The sequence below is a fragment of the Rhizobium sp. TH2 genome (genome assembly GCF_024707525.1).
Classification (GTDB): Bacteria; Pseudomonadota; Alphaproteobacteria; order Rhizobiales; family Rhizobiaceae; genus Rhizobium_E.
This window is the reverse complement of sequence record NZ_CP062231.1, coordinates 1,043,576-1,065,838: the sequence shown is the minus strand read 5'-3', so window position 1 is coordinate 1,065,838 and position 22,263 is coordinate 1,043,576. Positions and strand designations below refer to the sequence as shown.

Sequence of the window (22,263 nt, the reverse complement as noted above, 5' to 3'; positions counted from 1 at the left end):
AAAATCAAAAGCAAGGCGTTTGATCGTGCAGCTCGATCAAGCCTTGAGCTGGGCGATGGAAAGCAGCGTGTCGGCGCTGATGCTGGTCGAGCTGCCGGTGAAGAGCTGCATGAGCGGCGACGTATCGGTCTCGTTGGCGAGATCGTACATTGCGGTGAAGCGGGTGATGAACTTCTGGAGTTCATCAGGATCCTGAAGCTCGTCGAAGTCCATGTAGCGCTCGACGAGCAGCTTCTGCTTCTCGATGTCCATGGTCGACATTTCGGCCGGCAGTTCGTAGGCGGTGCGGAAAACTTCGAGCAGCGCGGTGTCGCCAAGGATGTCGTAGGCCGAGTTGATCGACGGCATCATGCGCTGGAAATAAAGCGCCAGGCGGGCGCCCGCGCTGTCCTCGCCGACTTCTTCCTCCAGGCTCTGCTGCAGGAAGAGATATTCGGTCGTCATCTGCCCATAGCGGCCCTGGATGCCGGAATCGCGGACCGCGATATTGCCCTTGGCATCGAAATTGAACGACGAGAGAATCTCGACGTAACGATGGTCTTCCTGGATATTGACGAAGCTTTCGGGATCGTCGAGGTCCGAGTTGAACACCTGCTTGATGAAATCGTTGGTCACGTCTTCCGGATCGATGCCGTTGGCGACCAGCACGAAATCGACGAGGCGCCTGTTGGCCACGAATTCCGATGCCGTCTGGATGTTCTGGATGTTCTCGGAATAATATTTTGCTTCCTTGGTCGCGGCGTCCTTGTCTTCCTCATGACCGAAACGGGTCTTGGTGATGACATAGTCCTTGGCGGTCTGGGTTATGACCTGCTGCGACTGGGCGAGCCGGGGTGCGGCCTTGTTGCCCTCACTGTCGAAATTGAAGGCGGCGGCGAGTTCGCGGTAGCGCTCGTCCTTCTGCTTGTTGGCGAAACTGTTGGGGTCCGCGAGATCGCTGGTCAGCACCTTTTCGATCACGGAGTCCTTCGTATCATTCGGATCGAAGCCGAATGCGGTCAGGACGAAATCGTAGAGCCTCGGCGTCGATTGCAGTTCCTCGACGCTGTCCATGGAGCCGATGAAGTTGCGGTAATAAGTGTAAAGATCGTCGTCCTTCTGGTCCTGCGCGTCGTCATAACGGGACATGTACTGGCCTGATGTGGTGTCCGTCTGCGCCGCCGTCTGGGCCGTGTTACCGCCGGCAATCGTGCCGTCTGTCTGAAAATTGAACGCCTTGGTCAGCGCCTCGTATTTCTCGCCGCCGAAGACTGTCGCATAATTGTTCGGGTCGTTGAGGTCGCTCGTCAGGATGTTCTTGATCGTGCTCTTGAGGAAAATATCCTCCATTCCGAACGCGGTCTTGACGTAGGCCAGCATGCGGGGATCGTTGACCAGGTCGTCGACATTGGTGATCGAGCCGATCTTGGCCTCGTAATAGTCTTTATTGAGCTGGGCCTCGGCGGGCACGGTGCGGCTCGGCACATAGAATGTATAGGCCTCGACGAGAGCGAGCGTCTGCGTGGCATCCTGGGCTGTCACACCGGTGTCGAGCGTACCCGCTGCATTGAAATTGAAGTTCGCCGTCATCGCCTGTAGCGTCGATTTGTTGGCGACATTGAGCGTATTGACATAGCTCGCGGGATCATTGAGGTCGCTGGTCAGGACCTTTGTCAGGTGGTCCTTGTTCCAGTATTTGGTGTCGAGATTGAAGCCCTTCAGGACGTAGTCCCGGACCCGCTCATCGCCCAGCAGTTCATCGACAGACGAGATCGTGGCTATCTTGCTCTTGTAATAGGCGGTCTCGACCTCGACCGATTCACCCTCGTCTTCGAGCGCCTGCTGGAAGTTCCCGATGACCTCATCGATCTGCCGGGTTGTTTGTACGATCGATGTCTCGGAGGAGAACTGAAACGCGGCCGCGAACTGGGCATAGCGCTGGTCCGTCAGGCGATTGGCGAAGGAGTCGGTGTCGGTCAGGTCGCTTTCCAGCACCTTTTTCATGAAGGCCTTGGCGTAGGTCATGTCTTCCAGCCCATGCGCCTTCATCGCATAGGCATAGAGCCGGTAGTTGTCGACGAACTCCTCGACGGTTTTCACCTTGCCGATATTGTCCTTGTAATACTGCTCTTCCCTGGCGACCTGATTGGACGACGAGACGCGCTCGAGGTTTCCCCTGAGGTCACGGTTGATCAGATTATAGCTCAGGAAGGTGGAGACCATGGAAACCTACATTGCCGGCCTCCGCATTATGCCTTGAAAATCTTATCCGAACCTTACCGGCGGGGCTCTGGATATTTGGCGAAAATGCATCAATTGCCGGACTTGTTGTTCACCATTTGCAAACCGAACCGGCTTGCCAATTGATAACCATCCAACGAGGCAAAGTTTTCTTAACCGAGAATTTTAAGCTGCATCGAAGAGCGGCCCGCTAATCTGACGGCATAAGAGGACAGAATGTCCCGAAAAACAGAAGAGAGATGATCTCTCGAGAAAACAGGGTCGAAATCGATGAACACCATGTACCAGCCCGTGTGGGCCACGAGCAAACTGAGACTGGATCCGGGTCTTTTCCCGCAGCAGCTCCGTTATGAAATCGAGGAAAGCTCGGAAACCGTGAACATCACGCTCGACGAACGCGGCGCCGTCATGCGCCGGGTGCTGCCGTCCAGCGGCCTGCCGTTGACCGTCGCTCTGCCGTCCCGCGTCTTCAAGGGCGTCGCCGCCCGTGCGATCGACCATGGCAATGGCGAAGTGACAGTTACGCTCGAACTTCACCACACCGATGCCGGCTTCTGCATTCCGCTGCTGGTGGCGCACGACCTTTATGATATCGCCGCCGACTGGCGCTCCTGGTCGGAAGCCTATGGCATTCCGATGCTGATGGTCGAGGCCGACGGCGTTGCCCGCGAACTCGACGAGCATCTTATCACCGCCGGTGCCAAGCCTCCAAAGCCCCGCCGCCGCCATTCCTATTTCGCCGACCGCCGCCCCCGCTTCCTGGTCCGCCGCAAGACCGGCAATCTCGGCATCAGCATGAAGATCAAGGGCCGCGAGATTTTCCCGCGCGATTGATCGCATCACATGCGGAAACAAAAATGGCGCCCTCGGGCGCCATTTTCGATTCTATTGGTGTCTGAGCAAGCTAAGACCTGCTTCGGATCAAAGATTGAAGTTCGCGGCCGTCAGATCGAGGTCGTCGTCGAGTTCGATCTGCATGTCGGCGATACCATTGCCATCGATATCGATCTGGATGATCGTCTTGCCGCCGGTCTTGTCCCATTTGACTTCGGGATTGTCGCTGCCGCCGGTAAAGGCACCACCCTCGGCCGCGATGAAGTCGAATTCGTCTCCGGCCAGAAGCGCGGTCAGGTCGAACTTGTCGTCGGTCACATTGAAATCAGTGATGATGTCGAACGTATCAGCCGTAACGCCGCTGTCTCCAATGACGCTGTAGACGTAGACGTCGCTTCCGTCGCCGCCGGTTATCGTGTCGGAACCCGCACCGCCCGTGATCGTGTCGTTTCCAGCAGCGCCCTTGAGCACGTCCTTGCCGTCGCCGCCGAGGATCACGTCGTTGTCGGCACCACCGTCGATGTTGTCATCGCCTTCGCCGCCATCGATCGTGTCGGTTCCGGCTGCTCCAACGATCGTGTCGTTGCCGGCGTCGCCGTTCAGTTCGTCATTGCCTTCGCCGCCGTCGATATCGTCGGCGCCTTCGCCACCGTCGATCGTGTCGTTACCGACGTCGCCGTTCAGCGTATCCTTGCCATCGCCCCCGTCGATTTCGTCGTCGCCATCGCCACCGTCGATCTCGTCGTCACCGCCGTCGCCATTGGCGATATCGTTGCCGTCGCCCGCGTCGATCGTATCTTCGCCAGCGCCGCCGTCGATCTCGTCATCGCCCGTGCCGCCATCGATTTCATCGGTCCCACCGCCGCCATCGATCTTGTCGTCGCCGTTGCCGCCGTCGATCTCGTCGTCGCCGTCGCCGCCGGAAACATCGTCGCCGCCGGCTGCAGCGTTTATGACGTCGTCGCCCGAGCCGCCATTGATGATGTCGATGCCGTTGCCGCCTGCAATGTCGTCGTTGCCGGCACCACCGTTGAGAACGTTCTTGCCACCGCCACCGATGATTTCGTCGTCACCGCTACCGCCATCGATCTTGTCGTCACCGCCACGACCCAACAGCTTGTTGTCACCAGCGCTGCCGGTGATGTTATCGGCGCCATCTGAGCCGATAACATTCTCGACGCCACGGAACTCAACCTTGCCGCCGAAGCTGCCGAAATCGCTCTGGCCGCCAAGATCTGTCTTGAGGCCACCGCTGGTCAGATGGAGCGTATCGGTGCCGTCACCACCATTGACGGTGGTCGTACCCGAACCCCCATGCCCGGCAAAAGTATAAATCTTGTCGTCGCCGGCACTGAGCTTCAACTCGTCATAGACGCCGTTCAGCGCGACGGCGACCGCCCCGGCCTCTTCGTCGGGTTTGAACGTGCCGTGGTCCGGCTCCCTCTGCAGCACTTGCCACTGCAAATTGCGTTCCCAATCTATCGGCCCGTCGCTCACGATCTCGTGCCTGATATTTGCAAAATTCGGTCCGTTTCCGCCACCGCTGCCGGACTCGCTTGCAGCCTTGGCTGCCTCTTCCTGTCCGGACTGCTTGGCCGCGATCGCAGCCTGAGTCTGCTCGATCTCGTCATTCGAGTGTTTGGCGGAAGACTTTGAATCACCGTCGCCGTCTTTTTCGCCTTCCGCAACGTCGACCGTCAGATCCGCACCGCTAAGATCGATCGTGGACGAATCGGTCGCGAGGTTTTGGAATTGCGAAAAATCAAATGATTCGACCTCCAGCGACTGGAACAGATCGCCCAGCCACTTTTCGCCGTTCTCTTCGGATAGTTGTGCAAAATAGGGTATTTTCATCAGTGCAGCCATGAATGTGGCATCGATTGCCATTGAAATCTCACTCCGTCCCAGAGCTCGAACTAAATCAGTTCACTGTTACTTCCATAAGCGCGTGTTCAAGTCAATTTGCAGTATCTTGGGATGCAGATGCTCGAACGACGCGCTGTTTTAGAAATATTGCGGATATCGGGACCAAGCGCGCTGATTTTGCAGCAGGTTGACGACCATGCGTTGTTACCCCGGGAACAGCCAATGGTGCGCGAGGCCCATATTATCGGGACAACAATTCCGGCCGACGGCGCAAAAAAGCCACAGGCGGAAGAAAGCCCGGCTGAATTTGTCCCACAGCCGGGCTTTTCCATTTTCAGGCAAAAGGTATTGCCAACAACAGCCCAAGGAACAGCACTGCGCCGACGGTGAAATTGGACTTGAAGAGCGCCATGCACTGCGCCGGGTCATGTATATCGAGCACCAATATTTGCCAGGCAAGCAGCACGACGGCAATCAGCAAGCCGGTCCAGGCCGGAAAAGCTACCGCCGCTGCGGCGAATGCGATGATCAGACCAAGCAACGTCAATCCGTAGAACAACATCAGCCAGGCCCTGGTATTGCGGCCGAAAAGCAGCGCGGTCGAACGCACGCCGATCAGGGCATCGTCTTCCGTATCCTGATGGGCGTAGATCGTGTCGTAGCCGATCGTCCACGCCACCGACGCAAGATAGAGCATGACCGCGGCGAAGGAGAGCGCACCGAACTCGGCCGTCCACCCCACCAGCGCACCCCAGGAAAAGGCGAGGCCCAGGAAGAACTGCGGCCAGTCGGTGAACCGCTTGGCGAAGGGATAGATCGCCACGATACCGAGGGACAGAAGACCGAGCACGACGGTGAACAGGTTGAAGCTCAACAGCACCGCGAGCCCGACCAGCGCTTGCAGCACCATGAATATCTTGGCCTGCAACCGACTGACCCGGCCCGATGGCAACGGCCGCGAACGGGTTCGGGCCACGGCCATGTCGATCTCATGGTCCACAAGGTCGTTATAGGTGCAGCCGGCACCGCGCATGGCGACCGCGCCGGCGAAGAACAGGAATAGATGCCAGCAAAGCCGGGCAAAGGAGAAATGCCCTTCCGACATGGCGACATTGGCAGCGAGAGTCGCCGACCAGAAACAGGGCCACATCAGCAATTGCCAGCCGATCGGCCTGTCCCAGCGCGCGAGCTGCGCATAGGGCCAGAGTGCGCGCGGCAGCACGCGGTAGACGAAATTGCCCGAGGGCGCGTCGGCGACACGGCCATTGTCGAAGAATGTGAAGCTCATGGCTTTGAGCAAGTATCCGAAACCACTTGCCAGTCAAGCGTATCGATCAGGGGATCTTGAAATTGAACTTATATGTCGCGGAAACGCCGATCATGAATTGATCCCTGGAGCCGCGTTCCTTGACCAGGCTCGAATCCGCAACGGGACCGAGCAGCCTCGTATATTCGGCAAAAAGGCTCGTCTCCAACTGCTCCGTGGCCTTCCAGTTGACGGCACCGCCGATACCGGTCGACTGCAGGCCGCCGTCCGGATTGTATTTCGAGAGCCCGGATTTCGCCGATTCCTTGGCGTTCACGCCATAGTAGGCATCCATGTAGCCTTCTGTCGCAAACGACAGGCGCGGGCCGGCCGAGACGCGGACTGTCGGCGTGACATCATAAAACGCATCCGCTGCGAGATCACCAACGACGCCGTCATGGCTGCGAATGCCCTGCCGGATTTCGGTGCGAAAGCGCATCCAGTCGGTCGGGTAGACTTCGGCGAAGCCGCCCAGTTCGCCGCCCCACTCCACGGGCTTGAGGCCCTTGAGGTCATTCGACGTGTCCCCATCGCGCGGCAACAGTATCTTGCCGGTCACGCCGAGGCGGATCATCCTGTTGTCGTAGAGCGAGAACGACGTGTTGTCGTTGCGCGAGATGAAGCGGACGTCTTCGTCGCCCTTGCCGACCGAGATCAGCGGCTTGCCCTGCAGGATATAGCTATTGTCACCCTGGAAGCGCGGGGCCACGAAGCCGGCGCCGCCAAGCTTGACGTACCAGTCACCCGACCACCAGGCCTCCTGTGCCATGGCCGTCGAACCCAGGAGCACGAGAGCTGCGGAAAGTGCCGAAACTGATGCAGTGCGCAAATCATCACCCCCAAAACCAATCGAGGCGACCCTAACCAGCTTTGGTTACCGATTCAACACGGCGTATGGTTAGCACACAATGAATGTCCGCAGCTGATGCGCGAAATGCACACCTTATGCCGGCTTCGCCCCCAGGCGGGCTTGACCTCGCCGCTGCCCCTCTTTAACCGGAACGTCTCACGCCGGATCCGCGTTTTCCTTTCCGGAATGCCTGCCAGGGAGAAGAGCCATGAACGTCCTCCTCATCGGTTCCGGTGGCCGCGAACATGCTCTCGCCTGGAAAATGGTCCAATCGCCCCTCATCGGCAAACTCTATGTCGCGCCGGGCAATCCCGGGATCGAGAAACACGCCTTCTGCGTCGATCTCGCGGCCGATGATACGGATGGCCTGATCGCGTTCTGCACCGACCGTAATGTGGAATTCGTCGTCTTCGGTCCCGAAGCGCCGCTCGTCGCTGGTATCAGCGACAGGCTGCGCGAGGCGGGCCTGCTGGTCTTCGGACCGTCACAGGCCGCGGCACAGCTCGAGGGCTCCAAAGGCTTCACCAAGGATCTCTGCGCCAAATACGGTATTCCGACCGGCGCCTACCGCCGATTCAGCGACGCCACCGACGCGAAGTCCTATGTCGATGAACAGGGCGCGCCGATCGTGGTCAAGGCCGATGGGCTCGCAGCCGGCAAGGGCGTGACCGTTGCGATGACGACCGAGGAGGCAAGAGCCGCGATCGACGATTGTTTCGCCGGCACATTCGGTGCAGCGGGCGCGGAAGTGGTGATCGAGGCCTATCTCGATGGCGAGGAGGCAAGCTTCTTCGTACTCTCCGATGGCAAGACCGCGCTGGCACTGGCTTCCGTCCAGGATCACAAGCGCGTCGGCGATGGCGATACCGGACCGAATACCGGCGGCATGGGCGCCTATTCGCCGGCACCCGTGATGACCGAGGAGATGATCGCCCGGACGATGAGCGAGATCATCGAACCGACGATCCGGGGGATGGCCGAGATGGGACATCCCTTCTCCGGCGTTTTCTTCGCCGGGTTGATGATCACCGACAAGGGTCCCGAATTGATCGAATACAATGTCCGGTTCGGCGATCCGGAATGCCAGGTGCTGATGCTGCGCCTGAAATCGGACCTGATGGAATTGCTATTGGCGACGGCCAAGGGGGAACTCGACGGCATGACCGCCGAGTGGAGCGACGAGACCGCGCTGACGGTGGTCATGGCGTCCAAGGGCTATCCCGGTTCCTACGCGAAGGGCACGCCGATCGAGGCACTGCCTGAGGATGGCGAGGATGTCCGCGTGTTCCATGCCGGCACGTCGATGAGCGAAGACCAGCTCATCGCCACGGGAGGCCGGGTGCTGAACGTCACCGCACTTGGCAAGACCGTCTCGGAAGCGCGCGACCGGGCTTACCAGGCGGTCGAAGGCGTCGTCTGGGACGGCGGCTTCTGCCGCAAGGACATCGGCTGGCGTGCCATCGCGCGGGAAACCGAAGTTTAGGGATTCTTTACCAGTTCCCCTCAGCCAATCTTAAGGCTTTTTTCATATTCTCGCCGAAACTGGATTGCGGGAGTATTGCTTCATGCGCGTGTACATTCTGGCCCTGGCGGCGTTTTCGGTCACCAGTCTCGCCCATGCGGCGTCGATCAACAGCGTGAAGACGGGCGTCAACAAGGTGCGCAGCATCGAGGCGATCCACTGCGCGAAATGCATCCAGGAGACCAGGAAGAAGGTTGCGCCCGCCGCGATTGAACTCGCGCCCGGCACGCAGAAGGTCGAACTTCGCACCGTCGATGGCGTGACCAAGGTGTATCGCACCGAAGCCTGGCTCGGCGGATCGCCGGTGGTGTTCGTCACCAAGGCATCCGACGCGATGATCGCCAAGCATATCATGGACAAGCCGGCTGAAAATGTCGTGGCAAAGGCTGACGAAAAGCCGGTCGAGCAACCGGCCGCCGCCGACGCCAACATGATCGACCGGATCACCACGACTGCTGCTGTGACGGCCGACATGGGTGCGGCAATCAAGGTCGAACCGAAGGCCGCCTTTGACGCGAGCAAGCTCGAACTGCGACTCGACTGAGCCAGCCAGCTCCCAATGCCCCCAAGCCGGCGCCGGTTATTTGCCGCCGCGCCTCAGGTGCTCGTCGAGCCGGGGCATGATTTCCACGAAATTGCAGGGCATGTGACGATAGTCCAGCTGGTCCCTCAGGATGCCGTCCCAGGCATCCTTGCAGGCGCCGGGTGAGCCGGGCAGCACGAAAATGAAGGTGGCGTTGGCAACGCCACCGGTGGCGCGCGACTGGATGGTCGATGTGCCGATCTTGTCGTAGGAAATCCGGTGGAAGACCGCCGAGAAGCCGTCCATGGTCTTTTCGAACAGCGGCAGAAGCGCCTCCGGCGTCACGTCGCGGCCGGTGAAGCCGGTGCCCCCGGTGGTGATCACCACGTCGATGTCATCCTGAAGCGTCCAGGACTTGACCCGGTTGTAGATCGCCTGCCTGTCGTCCTTGACGATATCCCTCGCGATCAGTTTATGGCCGGCATCCCTGATGCGGGCGGCGAGCGTATCGCCCGATTTGTCATCGGCCGTGGTGCGGGTATCGGAGACCGTCAGCACTGCGATGCCGACCGGAACGAAGGGGCGCGTCTCGTTGAGATCAGGCATGAACTTGTCTTTCCGACTAGATCGTCTTGCAGCCCTGGACATACCAGTCGGGCCGCTCCGCCTCAAGCTTTGCCCAGGCGCGCTCCATGCCGGTTCGCGTCTGGTAGACGCCGAAGCAGGTGGCGCCGGAGCCAGACATGCGGGCCAGCATCGGATCGACGGTCCTGATCAGTTCGAGTGTGTCGGATATGACCGGCTCCAATGTTTCGGCTGATGGCTGGAGGTCGTTACGGGTGGCGCCCAGCGTGCCAATCCATTGCTCTCGCGGGGCTCCGTCCCGCGGCACGTCGAGTGGCGGATTGTTCTTGTTGGTGAGACGCTTGAAGATTTCGGGCGTCGAGACTTCGACCAGGGGATTGACCAGCAGGAGATGCAGTTTGGGGAAATCGCCGAGCAGGGTGATGTCCTCGCCGATACCGCGTGCCAGCAGAGGCTGGCTTTCGATACACATCGGGACATCGGCGCCGAGCGCAAGCCCGATCGCATGAAGAGACGGACGATCCGTGCCCGTTGCCCAGAAGCGGGCAAGGCCGCGCAGCGCCGCAGCCGCATCGGCCGAGCCGCCGCCGATGCCGGATGCGACGGGCAGGTTCTTTTCAAGATGAATGTGGACGGGCGGCGCGGAATTGCCGCGGGCGGCGGCGCGTGCACGGAGCGCATCGCGGGCGCGCAGAACGAGGTTGCCGGTCTTCGGTTCGGAATCCAGAGGCAAGGAGCCGCCGAAGCGACCCGAGACCGTGAAGCGGTCCTCTTCCGATGGGCTGAATGTCAGGCGGTCGCCGGCATCGGCGAAAACGACGAGCGAATCGAGCAGATGGTAGCCATCCGCGCGCTGGCCGGTCACATGAAGCGCCAGGTTGATCTTGGCGGCCGCGAATTCCTCGGTCTCGCCCGGCGCCACCGGGATACCGTCAGTTCTTCGTTTCGGGCAGCTTCAGCATCTGCCCTGGCTGAATGCGGTCCGGATATCGCTTGAGTTCCGGATTGAGATCGATGATTTCCATGAAGCGCTGGCCGTCGCCGAGGATCTCCTTGGCGATATTCCAGAGCGAATCGCCCTTGTTGACGGTGTGCAGCGCCGGCTGCACGGCCTTATCGTCAGCCTTGGGCTCGGCGGCGACCGGATCGGTCGCGGGCTTCGGTTCCTCGAGCTTGATCGCGTCCTTGGCCTGCCCGGCCGGGACCGCGGCTGCAACCTCGACATTGCGGGTAGCGTCGGCGGGCTTCTGCTCGGCCTTCTTGACTTCGATCTCCGGCAGGCCTTCCTTGATCTTCTTGCGGATCTTGGGAATTTCGGCCTCTTCAGGCTTCACGCTCAGCGCGGTGCGCCATTGGAATATGGCTTCCAGCTTGCGGCCGACGCGCCAATAGGCATCGCCCAGATGGTCGTTGATCGTCGCATCGGCGGCCTTGAGTTCGACGGCGCGCTCGAGTTCGCCCACGGCATCCTCGAAGCGGCCCAAGCGATAATAGGCCCAGCCCAGGGAATCGACGATATAGCCATCATCCGGCCTGAGATCGGCGGCCTTGCGGATCATGTCGAGGCCGGTTTCGAGCTTGATGTTCATGTCGACCCAGGAATAGCCGAGGTAGTTCAGCACCTGCGGCTGGTCGGGATAGAGCTCGAGCGCTTTCTCGAAGTTGGGCTCGGCAAGATCCCATTTCTTCAGCCGCTCATAGGCGATGCCGCGCTGGAAGAAGACCGACCAGTCCTTGCGCTTCGGCAACGGCCCGATGATCTCGACGGCCTTGTCGTAGGTCTTGGCCATCTCCGCATATTCCTTTTGGTCGGAAAGCAGGCTGGCATAGGCGAGATAGCCTCGGATATCATTGGGATCGGCTGCCAGGGCAGCCTTGAGATGCTGGCGTGCTTCCTCTGTTTTGCCAGTGTTGGCGAGGTTGAGGCCGAGCTGAAGTTCGGAGACGCGCCGCAACGGCGAATCAGCCGGAACGCGCTTGTACCATTCGATGGCGCGCTCAGGCTGTTCGAGGCTTTCCGAGAGGCCGCCGAGCAGGACGGCGGTATCGGCGCTCGGCGCGAGCGCATAGGCGGTGACCAGGTAGAAGGCGACGATATCCTGCGCGCTCTGGCGATCCGGCGCATTGGTGACCGACTGGTTCAGAGCCGCGCCCACGGAGAACAGCACCGACGAGACGCCTTCGGACGCCGACTTGACGACGAAATCCGGTTTCGCACCGGATTCGATGGTCTTGCGGAATACCGCCAGCGGCACGTAATCAGGCGCGAACGCCTCGCCGACGGAGATCGCATCGAGCGCCTTCTGCCGGTTGCCGGCTTTGGCTTCCAGCGAGGCCAGCGCGAGGACCGCGCGCATATAGGTGTCGGATGCGGAGCCGCCTTCCTCGCGGTTGGCGACTGTTTCGCTCAGTCTTTTCCGCGCCGCTTCGAGATCCCCGGACGCCGCTGCGATCATGCCGGCATTGTAATTCTTGAAGATGCCGTACCATTCCGGGCCTTCCATCTTGTCGATGGCCGCGATGGCATCCTTGGCCTTGCCTTCGCCGAACTGGCCCCAGGCCATGATCAGCGTGTTGATCATTCGGTCCAGTTCATTCGGGCCGTCATATTTGAGGATCGTATAGGCGTCGGCATATTTCTGCTTGCGGATCGCATCGATGCCGCGCGCGATGGTGGCGATGCGCTCGACGGCGGGATCGTTCTTCAGCTTTTCGCCCTCGGCGACGCCTTCGTCGAAATTGCCGTTCATGAACAGGCTGATCATCAGCCGCTGGCGGACCTCGACATTACTCGGGTCGTATTTCAGCGCGGTCTTGTAGAGCGTGATCGCCGAAGCATAATCATAGTCGTTGTCGGCAGTGCGAGCCGCGAGAAACGCACCGGCGAACGTATCGACCGAGCTCGCATCGAACTGGACCACGGGAGCCGGCTTGGTGTCACCGACCGCCTCCTCGGCCTGAGCCGCGCCGGACAGCGCGATCAGCAATGCGAGGGCGGTGCCGAGTGGAAACCGGCATCTTGTATTAAAAGCCATTCTTCAGCCTTTCGAATGGGCGCAAATCAGGCGCTCTAAAAACCATATATCAGACCCTGCCACAAGACAGCCGCGTTTTTGAGGCGCAGTTATCACAATTGCTTGCAGGAGGTCACAGTCTCGTCTTGCCTTGACGCAAGTATCCCCATCCATTCCGAGACACAACTACCCGTTCACGCGGGCGCTTCCGCTCCGTGTTATGACCATGCACGTCCCCGATCCTCTCGCGCTTCGCATGAAGGATCGGCCGGGGCACGTCTCCGTGCCGAGTTATATGGCTGCCTTGCGGCAGCCGGTAAGACACGTATCCGTGCCCCGTTCGGTGTATTTTCATCCGCGAACTCGGCCGTCTGCGCCCATCCCAGCTCCCGGATTTGTCAGATCCAGGCAGGACGGGCCTGTGTGCGGTACAACGCACGCCACGGGTACGGGCCTTTGCAGGCGGTACCCGGGGGAGACCCCTTCTCGCGGACGCCTGATGCGGGACTTTACGTCGTTTCCCCACAACAGGCACCGGTTCTGTCTCGCCCGCATCGCCATGCGGGGTAGCCGAGGGAAGAACGGGAATGATTATAAGGCCGCCGGAGAGCGTGTGGATTTTTTTACGTAAGAGTTTGATTTTGAATGGAATAGTGCGAGGAGAACGGGCCATTTCGAAAGAAACTGCGGAATATTTTCTTTCGCTTCCTATAAGCCATTGATTTCACTCAGAGAAAAATCGCGTCGTCGGCGCTTGGCGGGGGTGTATTGTAACTGATGAAATGCAAACATGTCGTCGCGCTGAAACCTTGCGTCTCTAAATCCACCCCCGTATCCACCTTATTCGTTGATGTACACCTTATCTCGGAGCGAACAGGGTCCCAATTTTCTGGAGCCACGCAACATGGGCGCCCTGACGGCACGTGCGAACAAGGCCGGATCGTTGCGCTGATCGAAGCGCAGGAAGCCGAGAAGCCGATGGTACGCGGACCTTACAGAAAGCGCCCGCTCACGATTAAGATGGAAGGGCGGGAAACCCGCCCCTCGTTTCAGTTCTCGTTCGCCTCTAGTTCTTCCCCGGCTTGTCAGTCGTGGTTGTCGTGTCGCAATTATTGCAGTCGGTGTTTCCCTTGTTTATCTGACCATCTGGTCCCGTCGTTGTGGTACTGGTTGTCGTCTGGCCGTTGTTGTCGGGGTTGGCGTTATCGTTTGTCTTCCCGCCATTTCCCTGTCCGGTCGTCGTCGTTGTCGTAGAGCCATTAGGCCCCGCAAACGCTGGAGCGGACGCTGAGAGCGCGAGTGCCAATGCCATCGAGAACGAAAGAATCGTTTTCATGTCCGATACTCCCTAGAGGCCATTGCACCGCATCTTTGGAGGGGCACGGCCTTGTATGCCACACCAACATAACATTAGACACAACTAAAATTAAAAAGCAATCTATGTCAGGGTATAGCTATTCCTGCCGGCGGCGGATTCTGATCCGTCTGGCACACGCCCGCGGACTGGACTCAGTTGCGTGGTCAGATTTCAAACTGACCCACTACCCAGGTACCGGCAGCAGGGTCCGCTCGCCAATGGATGCAGCTCCTGATAAGATCAGCATCACACTTCAGCTTAAGCCCCGATCTGGAGGCCTCGCATGCCCTGCAGCAGCGCGCTCGCTCCGTTCGTCATCGCCGCTCTCGTGGCCCTCGGTCCGCTGCCGGCTGGAGCGCAGAACAATGCTGTGCCACCGCCGGCGGCGATCTCCCAGAAGGCCAAGCTTTGCGGGATGTGTCACGGTAGGAAAGGTCTGCCGAGTGGTAAGAACACGCCGATCATCGCCGGCCAGCACGAGTCCTCTTTGCTGATAGCTTTGCAGCAATATCGCAATGGAGCGCGCACCGACGACCTGATGGGCCGGATCGCGAAGAATCTTTCCGACGACGACGTGAAGGCGCTTGCGGCCTACTTCTCCGCACTGCCCTGGCCCGCCTACCGCGAGCCGGCCGACGCAGCGAGCATTACCCGCCTCCAAGCGCTGGGCGCCGGGAAGAAGTGCACCTCGTGCCACCGGAAGGATTTCGTCGGATACGCCAACACTCCGCGCGTCGCAAATCAGAAGCTGGACTACCTGATCAAAAGCCTCTCCGACTTTCACGATAACAAGCGCCCGAACGTGCCCGGCATGACGGCCTTGGTGCGCGATTTTTCGGTCGACGACATCGCTGCCATGGCTCACTATCTTGCCGGCTTCTGACGATCAGTTCGGGGTCGGCGATGCACCGAATAGCGCCGCCGAAATAGCGATCACTGCGTTACGGCGATTGGCACCTCTTTGCCCACGAACTAAGCTATCCGTGCGCCGGTCATTTCTGGCCGTTTATGGGTTCACGGCCTAATAATTCAGCTTCGGGAAGAAATCGCCGCGGCCTTCGGGGCTCATGTCGAGCAGGCCCCCGACGGGATCGACCAGGTCTCCGGCACGGGGGTGCTGGCCGGGCTCCTCCGGCGCGTAGACAATTTCGCTGCCCCAGAAATGGCGCACCGTGCCATCGGCATCCCTGTGGAACACATTGTACATCGGCTCGTCCCAATTCTTGCCGGGCTCGTAACCGCGTGCGGCCCGCATTTCGGGCTCGCATTTCGACGTGTCGCCGAAATAGTGGTGGGAGTAATTGTTGCCTGCCGTCGAGAGCAGTTTCACATTCTGCCAGCCACGCTTGCGCGCCAGTGCCTCCAGCCGCGCGATCGGCGACTTGGCGACGATATAGGTCGGGAAGCGCTGGTCGGCATGGTAGACGCTGCCATCCCACCCATCGATCGTGTGGGTGCAGCCGTCGCAGGGCTCGTCGCGTTCCGGCCCGTACATGAAGCTGTAGAGCAGGATGCTGGGATAGGTGCCGAACAGTTCGGACAGCCGCACCTTTTCGGGGCGCTGGTCGGCGCCGATGCGCTCGAAGACATAATCCTCAGGCACTTCACCACCTGATGGAAGCGAACGGCGCTGGGCGGCGACCGCCTCGATCTGGCGGCGCAATGCCATCTCGGCGTCGAGCAGCGCATTGCGCGCGGTGCGGTAATCAGGGCTCTCGTTGGGGAAAGACAGATGCTCCATCGGGCAATCCTTTCGTCAACATTTGGGGCTGCGCGGGTGGCCTATCGGACGAAGTCCGCTGCACGACCGCGCGGCCGAGCTGGCTAAAATGTGTTTTCGAAAAACCACCCGGCCGCGATAAGGTTCCGGTGGGCGCCCTCCCCCAAAGCCACTTATGGCGCTGTCCAGATATCACAGCCTTCGCTGCGGCCCTTCAGCTCAAAGCCCTTATGGAACCGCATGTCGCGACGGAAGCGCTCGCGAATGGTGGCGTCCGAAACGGCTTCCATTGCCGCCTGGCTGATGATGGTGCCGCACGACAGGATGCGCGTGGCGGCTTCCAGCCGTGAGGCCACATTGACGGTATCGCCGAGCATGGCGAACTCCATGCGCCTTGCGTTGCCGATATCACCAAGAATGACCGGCCCGTAATGTACGCCGACCGAAAGGCGGATCGGCTGCAGCCCTTTGCCGGCCCGGTCCGCGTTGAGGCGGGCGATGCTTTCCTGCATGGCGAATGCAGCTAATATGGCGCTGGCGGCGTCATCCGGCGATGGACTGGGCGTGCCAAAACTCGCCATCAGGCCATCGCCCATATACTTGTCGAGCGTGCCGCCGTGGGAAAACACGACCTCTTCGAGTGCCGCGTGAAACTCCCGCAGCAGCGAGATGACGTCTTCCGGCGTGTGCGTCTCGGCGTAGCGCGTGAACCCGACGATATCGGCAAACAGCACCGCGACCTCCTGCGAACGCACGCCGCCCATCGGCTCGTGGCGATGCGCCAGTTCCTCGACCATCGAGGGCGCGAAATAGCGCGACAGGTTGGCGCGTTCGGCGGCGAGATCGGCCTGGCGCATCAGGAGCTGGCTGGCGCGGCGCGACTTCATGCCGAGCATGCCGGCGACGATGATGAAGATCGTGATCTCCTGGACGCGACTGGTGAAATTGACGCTGTTGGGATCGATGGCGTCAAAGATGCGGGGATAATCCGCCACGGCCTCACGCACCCTGTCGGAGAGTTCCGGATAGGTGGTGCCGAACAGGACCACGCCGCCGACCCCGCAGAGCCAGATGACCGCCACCCAGATGCCGAGGCCCTGAACCGTGCGCCAGCTATAGGCGAGCATCGCACTGGCCAGGAAGATGTAGAAATACTGGAAACCATCGAACTTGAACTGGAATGCCGTCGGCCAAGGGTCCGACGCGAGTGGATTGGGCACCGTCATGGTGAGCGTCAGCAGAAGAATATCGGCGAAAATCAGCGCGAGTTCCGCGAAGGACTGGCCGACGCGGGCCGCGCGCAATTGCGCGATGCCGATCACAACGAACAGCAGCAGGATCGCCTCGTAATAGATCATCTCCCAGCGCGGATTGAGATAGATGAGAAGCAGCGCGATGACGGCCATGGCGGCGGCACGCGCCCATGTCGCAATGCGCTGGCCCTCCATCTTCTCGAGTTCGAGCGCGCGCGCCAGATGCGGGTTGCGCAGCGCGAGCCGCTCCTCGGCCAGCCGCGACGACCACGGCGGCTCCCACAGCCAGAGCAGCCAGCGGGCCATCCCGGTCCTCGGCTTGCCAGGTCGTTGTTCTGCTATGTCCAGTCCCACAAGCGAGCCTCCCGTTGGAGGGGAGAGTCTAGCATCGCCGCGGGGTGGCGTCACGGTGGGAAGAAGGTGGGCCGCGATCAGTTCACACGGCCGATGCAGAAATCGATCACTTCGTTCAATGCCGCCTTCCAGGGCGAGGCTGGCAATGCGGCGAGCGCATCGCGCGCGATGGTACCGTAGTGGTTGGCGCGGGCGATGGTGTCGGCGAGGGAGCCGTATTTGGTGATCAGGCCCATGGCGCGTTCGAGGCTGGCTTCGCCATTGTCGCCGTTCTCGATCGCCTCGCGCCAGAAGTGGCGCTCCTCGGCCGTGCCCCGGCGCCATGCGAGGATGACCGGCAGCGTGATCTTGCCCTCGCGGAAATCGTCGCCGGTGTTCTTGCCGAGATCGGCGGCCTTGCCGCCGTAATCGAGCGCATCGTCGACCAGCTGGAAGGCAAGGCCGAGATTCATGCCGAAGGATTTGAGCGCCGAGCGATCGGCGCGGCTGGTGCCCGCGATGATCGGGCCGACTTCGGAAGCGGCGGCGAACAGGGCCGCGGTCTTGGCGCGGATGACCTGGAGATAGTCGTCCTCGGTCGTTTCCATGTTCTTGGCGACGGAGAGCTGCAGCACTTCGCCTTCGGCGATCACGGTGGCAGCGGTCGCGAGCACGTCGAGCGCCTCGAGCGAACCGACCTCGACCATCATCTTGAAGGCCTGGCCGAGCAGGAAATCGCCGACCAGCACGCTTGCCTGGTTGCCCCAGAGGATTCGCGCGGTCTTTCGGCCGCGGCGCATGTCGCTTTCGTCGACGACATCATCGTGCAGCAGGGTCGCGGTATGCATGAACTCTACCGATGCCGCGAGCTTGACATGGCCCTCGCCCTGGTAGCCGAACATATTGGCCGAAGCGATCGTCAGCATCGGCCGCAGGCGCTTGCCGCCCGAGGAAATCAGGTGGTTGGCGACCTCCGGGATCATCTGGACATCGGAGCCCGCCTTGGAGAGGATCAACTGGTTGACGCGCTCCATATCGGCCCGGGTCAGGTCGACCAAAGGCTTGATCGATGCCTGTTTGTTTTTGCTTTCTTCAAGCGGTATGACTACGCCCAAGGGTCCGGCTCCTGTTCATGCTTTCGGCCGGACAATAAAAACCGGCGGCGCTTGCAGCAAGAGGCGAATTGTCCCGCCAAGTCAAAAAAGGGTGAAATGTGATTGAAATCATGCGCAGCAACGATCCCGTGGCGCTTTCTTTCGCACAAAGCCTGATGAAGGACGCCGGAATCTACGCCATGATCGCCGATCAGGGCATGAGCGTGCTCGAAGGTTCGCTCGGAATCCTGCAGCGCCGGCTGCTGGTCGATTCCGACCGCGAGGACGAGGCCCGCCGGATAATCAGGGATGCCGGGCTCGGCGCGGAGCTAAAATAATTGAACGACGCGACCCATGGCGAAACCGCCGATGCCTTCCATTTCGGCGAATTCCATGTCGTGCAGCCGAAAGGTCGGGGGCACAGATCGGGCATGGATGCGATGCTGCTGGCGGCCATGGTGGCAGGCGGGGGCTCGATGAAGGTCGCCGATCTCGGGGCGGGCGCCGGCGCTGCCGGCATTGCAGTCGCGTCGCGAATCGAAGGCGCCGAGGTGACGCTGGTCGAGCGCTCCCCTGATATGGCCGGATTTGCGCGCAAGAGCATGGCGCATCCTCTCAACGAACGTATCGCCCCTCGCCTTTCGCTCATCGAAGCCGACGTGACGCTGAAAGGCAAGGCGCGAGTCGAGGCAGGCCTTCTCGACGATGTCTTCGACCATGTGATCATGAACCCGCCGTTCAACGATCCCGGCGACCGCCGCGCGCCGGATGGACTGAAGGCCGAGGCGCATGCGATGGATGGCGACCTGTTCGAGGACTGGATTCGAACGGCCGGCGCGATCATGAAGCCCGGCGGACAGCTGTCGCTGATTGCGCGGCCGGAATCGGTGAGCGATATCATCGCGGCTTGCGGCAAGCGGTTCGGCGGCGTCGAGATCACATTCATCCATCCGCGCGAGGGCGAGAGCGCCATCCGGCTGTTGGCAAGCGCGATCAAGGGTTCGCGGGCGCGGCTGGTGGTGCGGGCACCGCTCTTCATGCACCCTCAAGGCTCGCACCGGTTCCTGCCCGATATCGACGACCTGAACAACGGCCGCGCGGCCTACAAACGGCTGGGGCGGAACCGCAAACCCGCCTGACCATTGTGTTTTCGGCAAACGCCATTACATGTCGATCCACGATCATCAATTTGGACACGAAATGCTCCGCGCCCTGAAACGCCTGATACCCAAGAAATTCCGCAAGCAGAAGACGGTCATCCCGCTGGTGCGGTTGCAGGGCGTGATCCAGGCGGGCGGCAGCCAGTTCCGGCCGGCGCTCAACATCGCCAATGTCGAGGACCTGCTGGAGAAAGCCTTCGACATGAAGAAGGCGCCGGCGGTGGCGATATCGATCAACTCGCCGGGCGGTTCTCCGGTGCAGTCGCGCGCGATCTTCAACCGTATCCGCGAACTCGCCGCCGAGAAAGAGAAGAAGGTCCTGGTCTTTGTCGAGGATGTCGCGGCATCCGGCGGCTACCTGATCGCGCTTGCGGGCGACGAGATCATCGCGGACCCGACCTCGATCGTCGGCTCGATCGGCGTAATCTCGGGCGGGTTCGGCTTTCCGGAACTGCTCAGGAAGATCGGCGTCGAACGCCGCGTCTATACGTCGGGCGAAAACAAATCGGTGCTCGACCCGTTCCAGCCCGAGAAGCAGAGCGATATCGACCATCTCAAGAGCCTGCAGCATGACGTGCACCAGATTTTCATCGGCATGGTCAAGGCACGGCGCGGGGCCAAGCTGTCCGACAATCCGGATCTTTTCAGTGGCCTTTTCTGGTCAGGCGGGAAAGGCCTGGAGCTTGGACTTGTCGATGGCATTGGTGATATGATGGCGGAATTGAAGAAACGCTACGGCGACAAGGTCGAGATCGAGAAGATCGAAGCCTCCCGCGGTTTCCTCGGCCGTTTCATTTCGAGCGAGAAGAGCGGCATGGGCATCGGCGCGGGGCTGGCGAACGGGCTGGTGGAAACCGCCGAAGAGCGGGCATGGTGGAGCCGTTACGGACTTTGAGGTGACGTTGACAGGGTTTATTCCGGGGAGGAAGCCATGGGCTTCACAAAACTGATTTTCGTCGCGGTGGTGCTGATCGCTGGCTGGTTCGTCTATCGCAAGTTCATCGCCGACGCCCAAAGACTGGTCAAGAAGGCCGAGGTGAAGCGCAAGGAACAGGCGAGCGGCGCGCTGGGCACGCTGGTGAAGGACGAGGTGACGGGAGAGTATAGGGTGAAGCGGGAAGAGGAGGAGTAGGGATAGGACGAGCGGCACCGCCCGCAGCGAACTATAGACCCGCGCTAATCTTCTCGTCGGCGTAGCGCCGCAAATCTCCGAACAGCTTTTCGCTTTCGTCGGTCGTGATCCATTGATCCTTTGGCGTATTCATTCGCCGAACAATCTCGCCCTTCATGGCCATGACCGAATATTTCTGCTTCGGGCTCAACTCTGGAGACTGTATCAGCATCAGAAGCCTCAGATGTTCTTGCGCCAACTCGGAAAGCGAGCCAATGACGCCGTCGCGGATCATGCCTTCCGCGAATTCCAGATAGCGTTCGGGAAGCTCGATGGAAACTTTTACATTCATGGCGATCTCCGACTCTCGATCGACGTGGTTGCAAAGTATATCACAATCCCCCAGCCTTCAATTGGATGACGCGAGGTCAAAAATCCTTGACCCTCACCGCCCGCCATGGCACTCAGCGGCCATCTCTCCACGCCATGGTAGCCGATATGTCCGCAGTTCCTGATCACATGAACCCGAAGCGCTCGTTCCAGGCGCTGATCCTGACGCTGCATAACTATTGGGCGGACAAGGGTTGCGCGGTGCTGCAGCCCTACGACATGGAAGTCGGCGCCGGTACATTCCACCCGGCAACGACGCTGCGGGCGCTCGGCCCCAAGCCGTGGAAGGCTGCCTATGTGCAGCCCTCGCGCCGGCCGTCGGACGGCCGCTATGGCGAGAACCCGAACCGGCTGCAGCACTATTACCAATACCAGGTCATCCTGAAGCCCAATCCGTCGAACCTGCAGGAACTCTATCTCGGTTCGCTCGAAGCGATCGGCCTCGATCCGCTGCTGCATGATATCCGGTTTGTTGAGGACGACTGGGAAAGCCCGACGCTGGGCGCCTGGGGCCTCGGCTGGGAGTGCTGGTGCGACGGCATGGAAGTCAGCCAGTTCACCTATTTCCAGCAGGTCTGCGGCATCGAGTGTTCACCGGTGTCGGGCGAACTGACCTATGGTCTCGAGCGTCTCGCCATGTATGTGCAGGGCGTCGACAATGTCTATGATCTCAACTTCAACGGCCGCGATGGCGACGAGAAGATCAGCTATGGCGACGTGTTCCTGCAGGCGGAGCAGGAATATTCGCGGCACAATTTCGAATTCGCCAATACCGAGATGCTGCACCGGCATTTCATCGACGCCGAACGCGAATGCGTGGCCCTGCTCGCCGCCGGCGCGCCGGGCGACAATGCCAACCTGATGCTGCACAAATGCGTGTTCCCGGCCTATGACCAGTGCATCAAGGCAAGCCATGTGTTCAACCTATTAGATGCGCGCGGGGTAATCTCGGTGACGGAGCGGCAGAGCTATATCCTGCGCGTGCGGACGCTGGCGAAAGCCTGCGGCGAGGCGTTTTTGCTGACCGATGCTGGTGGTGTGAATTTGAAGAGCGCGGCCTAACTTTCGGTTGCATCCCACTTCGATCTTTGCGATGTAAAGTTCAGAGTGGGGCATTCGGATAAG

22 protein-coding genes are annotated in these 22,263 nt (G+C 60.5%); 10 read left to right on the top strand and 12 right to left on the bottom strand.

Going from position 1 to position 22,263, the window contains the following annotated elements; genetic code table 11:
- Window positions 1-36 precede the first annotated feature (36 nt).
- Complete coding sequence (locus IHQ71_RS05425) at window positions 37-2,202, bottom strand: DUF1217 domain-containing protein (protein ID WP_258160932.1); 2,166 nt, start codon at window positions 2,200-2,202, stop codon at window positions 37-39.
- A gap of 288 nt (window positions 2,203-2,490) precedes the next feature.
- Here IHQ71_RS05425 and IHQ71_RS05420 point away from each other — a divergent pair, with 288 nt between their 5' ends.
- Window positions 2,491-3,054 carry a DUF6101 family protein gene (locus IHQ71_RS05420; protein ID WP_258160931.1) on the top strand — a complete coding sequence of 188 codons (564 nt, stop codon included), beginning with the start codon at window positions 2,491-2,493 and terminating at the stop codon, window positions 3,052-3,054.
- Window positions 3,055-3,141: 87 nt separating this feature from the next.
- Here IHQ71_RS05420 and IHQ71_RS05410 read toward each other — a convergent pair whose 3' ends face one another.
- On the bottom strand, window positions 3,142-4,941 hold the full coding sequence (locus tag IHQ71_RS05410; RefSeq protein WP_308737920.1) for a calcium-binding protein: 1,800 nt from the start codon (window positions 4,939-4,941) through the stop codon (window positions 3,142-3,144).
- A 90-nt stretch (window positions 4,942-5,031) separates the two neighbouring features.
- Between IHQ71_RS05410 and IHQ71_RS05405 the strand changes: the two genes are divergently transcribed.
- Window positions 5,032-5,310: a hypothetical protein gene (locus IHQ71_RS05405; RefSeq protein ID WP_258160930.1), complete on the top strand. Its 279-nt coding sequence runs from the start codon at window positions 5,032-5,034 to the stop codon at window positions 5,308-5,310.
- Here IHQ71_RS05405 and ubiA read toward each other — a convergent pair.
- Both ubiA and IHQ71_RS05395 read right to left on the bottom strand, forming a co-directional pair.
- The gene (gene ubiA / locus IHQ71_RS05400; RefSeq protein WP_258160929.1) at window positions 5,255-6,208 is read right to left on the bottom strand and encodes a 4-hydroxybenzoate octaprenyltransferase; all 954 of its coding nucleotides are present in this window, start codon (window positions 6,206-6,208) and stop codon (window positions 5,255-5,257) included. The genes IHQ71_RS05405 and ubiA overlap by 56 nt on opposite strands.
- A gap of 46 nt (window positions 6,209-6,254) precedes the next feature.
- Window positions 6,255-7,055: a MipA/OmpV family protein gene (locus tag IHQ71_RS05395; protein ID WP_374989962.1), complete on the bottom strand. Its 801-nt coding sequence runs from the start codon at window positions 7,053-7,055 to the stop codon at window positions 6,255-6,257.
- 229 nt (window positions 7,056-7,284) lie between these two features.
- Between IHQ71_RS05395 and purD the strand changes: the two genes are divergently transcribed.
- Entirely contained in the window at window positions 7,285-8,559 is a 1,275-nt protein-coding gene (gene purD / locus IHQ71_RS05390; protein ID WP_258160928.1) for a phosphoribosylamine--glycine ligase, read from the top strand.
- 82 nt (window positions 8,560-8,641) lie between these two features.
- Window positions 8,642-9,142, top strand: coding sequence for a plant virulence effector HPE1-like domain-containing protein (locus IHQ71_RS05385; protein WP_258160927.1), 501 nt, complete (start codon window positions 8,642-8,644; stop codon window positions 9,140-9,142).
- Between the two features lie 36 nt (window positions 9,143-9,178).
- Here the strand turns inward: IHQ71_RS05385 and moaB are convergent, their stop codons facing one another.
- The 4 genes from moaB to IHQ71_RS05365 all read right to left on the bottom strand — a co-directional run bounded on the left by moaB (window position 9,179) and on the right by IHQ71_RS05365 (window position 14,056).
- Window positions 9,179-9,727 (bottom strand): molybdenum cofactor biosynthesis protein B, encoded by a 549-nt coding sequence (gene moaB, locus IHQ71_RS05380; protein WP_258160926.1) that lies wholly within the window; start codon window positions 9,725-9,727, stop codon window positions 9,179-9,181.
- Between the two features lie 16 nt (window positions 9,728-9,743).
- On the bottom strand, window positions 9,744-10,628 hold the full coding sequence (locus IHQ71_RS05375; protein ID WP_258160925.1) for a 4-(cytidine 5'-diphospho)-2-C-methyl-D-erythritol kinase: 885 nt from the start codon (window positions 10,626-10,628) through the stop codon (window positions 9,744-9,746).
- 10 nt (window positions 10,629-10,638) lie between these two features.
- A complete protein-coding gene (locus IHQ71_RS05370) occupies window positions 10,639-12,741 on the bottom strand; it encodes a tetratricopeptide repeat protein (protein WP_258160924.1) in 2,103 nt (700 codons plus the stop codon).
- Window positions 12,742-13,786: 1,045 nt separating this feature from the next.
- Window positions 13,787-14,056, bottom strand: a complete 270-nt coding sequence (locus IHQ71_RS05365; RefSeq protein WP_258160923.1) for a hypothetical protein — start codon at window positions 14,054-14,056, stop codon at window positions 13,787-13,789.
- Between the two features lie 304 nt (window positions 14,057-14,360).
- Here IHQ71_RS05365 and IHQ71_RS05360 point away from each other — a divergent pair, with 304 nt between their 5' ends.
- On the top strand, window positions 14,361-14,960 hold the full coding sequence (locus IHQ71_RS05360) for a c-type cytochrome (RefSeq protein WP_258160922.1): 600 nt from the start codon (window positions 14,361-14,363) through the stop codon (window positions 14,958-14,960).
- A gap of 138 nt (window positions 14,961-15,098) precedes the next feature.
- Here the strand turns inward: IHQ71_RS05360 and IHQ71_RS05355 are convergent, their stop codons facing one another.
- The 3 genes from IHQ71_RS05355 to IHQ71_RS05345 form a co-directional block, all read right to left on the bottom strand.
- Window positions 15,099-15,818, bottom strand: a complete 720-nt coding sequence (locus tag IHQ71_RS05355) for a DUF899 family protein (protein WP_258160921.1) — start codon at window positions 15,816-15,818, stop codon at window positions 15,099-15,101.
- A gap of 152 nt (window positions 15,819-15,970) precedes the next feature.
- The gene (locus IHQ71_RS05350) at window positions 15,971-17,356 is read right to left on the bottom strand and encodes an adenylate/guanylate cyclase domain-containing protein (protein ID WP_258160920.1); all 1,386 of its coding nucleotides are present in this window, start codon (window positions 17,354-17,356) and stop codon (window positions 15,971-15,973) included.
- Between the two features lie 125 nt (window positions 17,357-17,481).
- A complete protein-coding gene (locus tag IHQ71_RS05345) occupies window positions 17,482-18,498 on the bottom strand; it encodes a polyprenyl synthetase family protein (protein ID WP_258160919.1) in 1,017 nt (338 codons plus the stop codon).
- A gap of 110 nt (window positions 18,499-18,608) precedes the next feature.
- Here IHQ71_RS05345 and IHQ71_RS05340 point away from each other — a divergent pair, with 110 nt between their 5' ends.
- The 4 genes from IHQ71_RS05340 to IHQ71_RS05325 all read left to right on the top strand — a co-directional run bounded on the left by IHQ71_RS05340 (window position 18,609) and on the right by IHQ71_RS05325 (window position 20,769).
- Complete coding sequence (locus IHQ71_RS05340; RefSeq protein WP_374989961.1) at window positions 18,609-18,815, top strand: DUF2007 domain-containing protein; 207 nt, start codon at window positions 18,609-18,611, stop codon at window positions 18,813-18,815.
- A complete protein-coding gene (locus IHQ71_RS05335) occupies window positions 18,816-19,616 on the top strand; it encodes a tRNA1(Val) (adenine(37)-N6)-methyltransferase (protein ID WP_258160917.1) in 801 nt (266 codons plus the stop codon). It begins immediately after the preceding gene.
- Between the two features lie 61 nt (window positions 19,617-19,677).
- A complete protein-coding gene (locus tag IHQ71_RS05330) occupies window positions 19,678-20,532 on the top strand; it encodes a S49 family peptidase (RefSeq protein ID WP_258160916.1) in 855 nt (284 codons plus the stop codon).
- 36 nt (window positions 20,533-20,568) lie between these two features.
- Window positions 20,569-20,769: a hypothetical protein gene (locus tag IHQ71_RS05325; protein WP_258160915.1), complete on the top strand. Its 201-nt coding sequence runs from the start codon at window positions 20,569-20,571 to the stop codon at window positions 20,767-20,769.
- A 31-nt stretch (window positions 20,770-20,800) separates the two neighbouring features.
- Here IHQ71_RS05325 and IHQ71_RS05320 read toward each other — a convergent pair whose 3' ends face one another.
- Window positions 20,801-21,100, bottom strand: a complete 300-nt coding sequence (locus tag IHQ71_RS05320) for a hypothetical protein (protein ID WP_258160914.1) — start codon at window positions 21,098-21,100, stop codon at window positions 20,801-20,803.
- Window positions 21,101-21,246: 146 nt separating this feature from the next.
- Between IHQ71_RS05320 and IHQ71_RS05315 the strand changes: the two genes are divergently transcribed.
- The gene (locus tag IHQ71_RS05315; RefSeq protein WP_258160913.1) at window positions 21,247-22,200 is read left to right on the top strand and encodes a glycine--tRNA ligase subunit alpha; all 954 of its coding nucleotides are present in this window, start codon (window positions 21,247-21,249) and stop codon (window positions 22,198-22,200) included.
- The last annotated feature ends 63 nt before the right edge of the window (window positions 22,201-22,263 follow it).

What these genes read in the sequence shown, in the direction of transcription:
- IHQ71_RS05425 (WP_258160932.1), bottom strand. Translation starts at nt 2,202, where the DNA reads ATGGTCTCCACCTTCCTGAGCTATAATCTGATCAACCGTGACCTCAGG.
- IHQ71_RS05420 (WP_258160931.1), top strand. Translation starts at nt 2,491, where the DNA reads ATGAACACCATGTACCAGCCCGTGTGGGCCACGAGCAAACTGAGACTG.
- IHQ71_RS05410 (WP_308737920.1), bottom strand. Translation starts at nt 4,941, where the DNA reads ATGGCAATCGATGCCACATTCATGGCTGCACTGATGAAAATACCCTAT.
- IHQ71_RS05405 (WP_258160930.1), top strand. Translation starts at nt 5,032, where the DNA reads ATGCAGATGCTCGAACGACGCGCTGTTTTAGAAATATTGCGGATATCG.
- ubiA (WP_258160929.1), bottom strand. Translation starts at nt 6,208, where the DNA reads ATGAGCTTCACATTCTTCGACAATGGCCGTGTCGCCGACGCGCCCTCG.
- purD (WP_258160928.1), top strand. Translation starts at nt 7,285, where the DNA reads ATGAACGTCCTCCTCATCGGTTCCGGTGGCCGCGAACATGCTCTCGCC.
- IHQ71_RS05385 (WP_258160927.1), top strand. Translation starts at nt 8,642, where the DNA reads ATGCGCGTGTACATTCTGGCCCTGGCGGCGTTTTCGGTCACCAGTCTC.
- moaB (WP_258160926.1), bottom strand. Translation starts at nt 9,727, where the DNA reads ATGCCTGATCTCAACGAGACGCGCCCCTTCGTTCCGGTCGGCATCGCA.
- IHQ71_RS05370 (WP_258160924.1), bottom strand. Translation starts at nt 12,741, where the DNA reads ATGGCTTTTAATACAAGATGCCGGTTTCCACTCGGCACCGCCCTCGCA.
- IHQ71_RS05365 (WP_258160923.1), bottom strand. Translation starts at nt 14,056, where the DNA reads ATGAAAACGATTCTTTCGTTCTCGATGGCATTGGCACTCGCGCTCTCA.
- IHQ71_RS05360 (WP_258160922.1), top strand. Translation starts at nt 14,361, where the DNA reads ATGCCCTGCAGCAGCGCGCTCGCTCCGTTCGTCATCGCCGCTCTCGTG.
- IHQ71_RS05355 (WP_258160921.1), bottom strand. Translation starts at nt 15,818, where the DNA reads ATGGAGCATCTGTCTTTCCCCAACGAGAGCCCTGATTACCGCACCGCG.
- IHQ71_RS05350 (WP_258160920.1), bottom strand. Translation starts at nt 17,356, where the DNA reads ATGGCCCGCTGGCTGCTCTGGCTGTGGGAGCCGCCGTGGTCGTCGCGG.
- IHQ71_RS05340 (WP_374989961.1), top strand. Translation starts at nt 18,609, where the DNA reads ATGCGCAGCAACGATCCCGTGGCGCTTTCTTTCGCACAAAGCCTGATG.
- IHQ71_RS05330 (WP_258160916.1), top strand. Translation starts at nt 19,678, where the DNA reads ATGCTCCGCGCCCTGAAACGCCTGATACCCAAGAAATTCCGCAAGCAG.
- IHQ71_RS05325 (WP_258160915.1), top strand. Translation starts at nt 20,569, where the DNA reads ATGGGCTTCACAAAACTGATTTTCGTCGCGGTGGTGCTGATCGCTGGC.
- IHQ71_RS05320 (WP_258160914.1), bottom strand. Translation starts at nt 21,100, where the DNA reads ATGAATGTAAAAGTTTCCATCGAGCTTCCCGAACGCTATCTGGAATTC.
- IHQ71_RS05315 (WP_258160913.1), top strand. Translation starts at nt 21,247, where the DNA reads ATGTCCGCAGTTCCTGATCACATGAACCCGAAGCGCTCGTTCCAGGCG.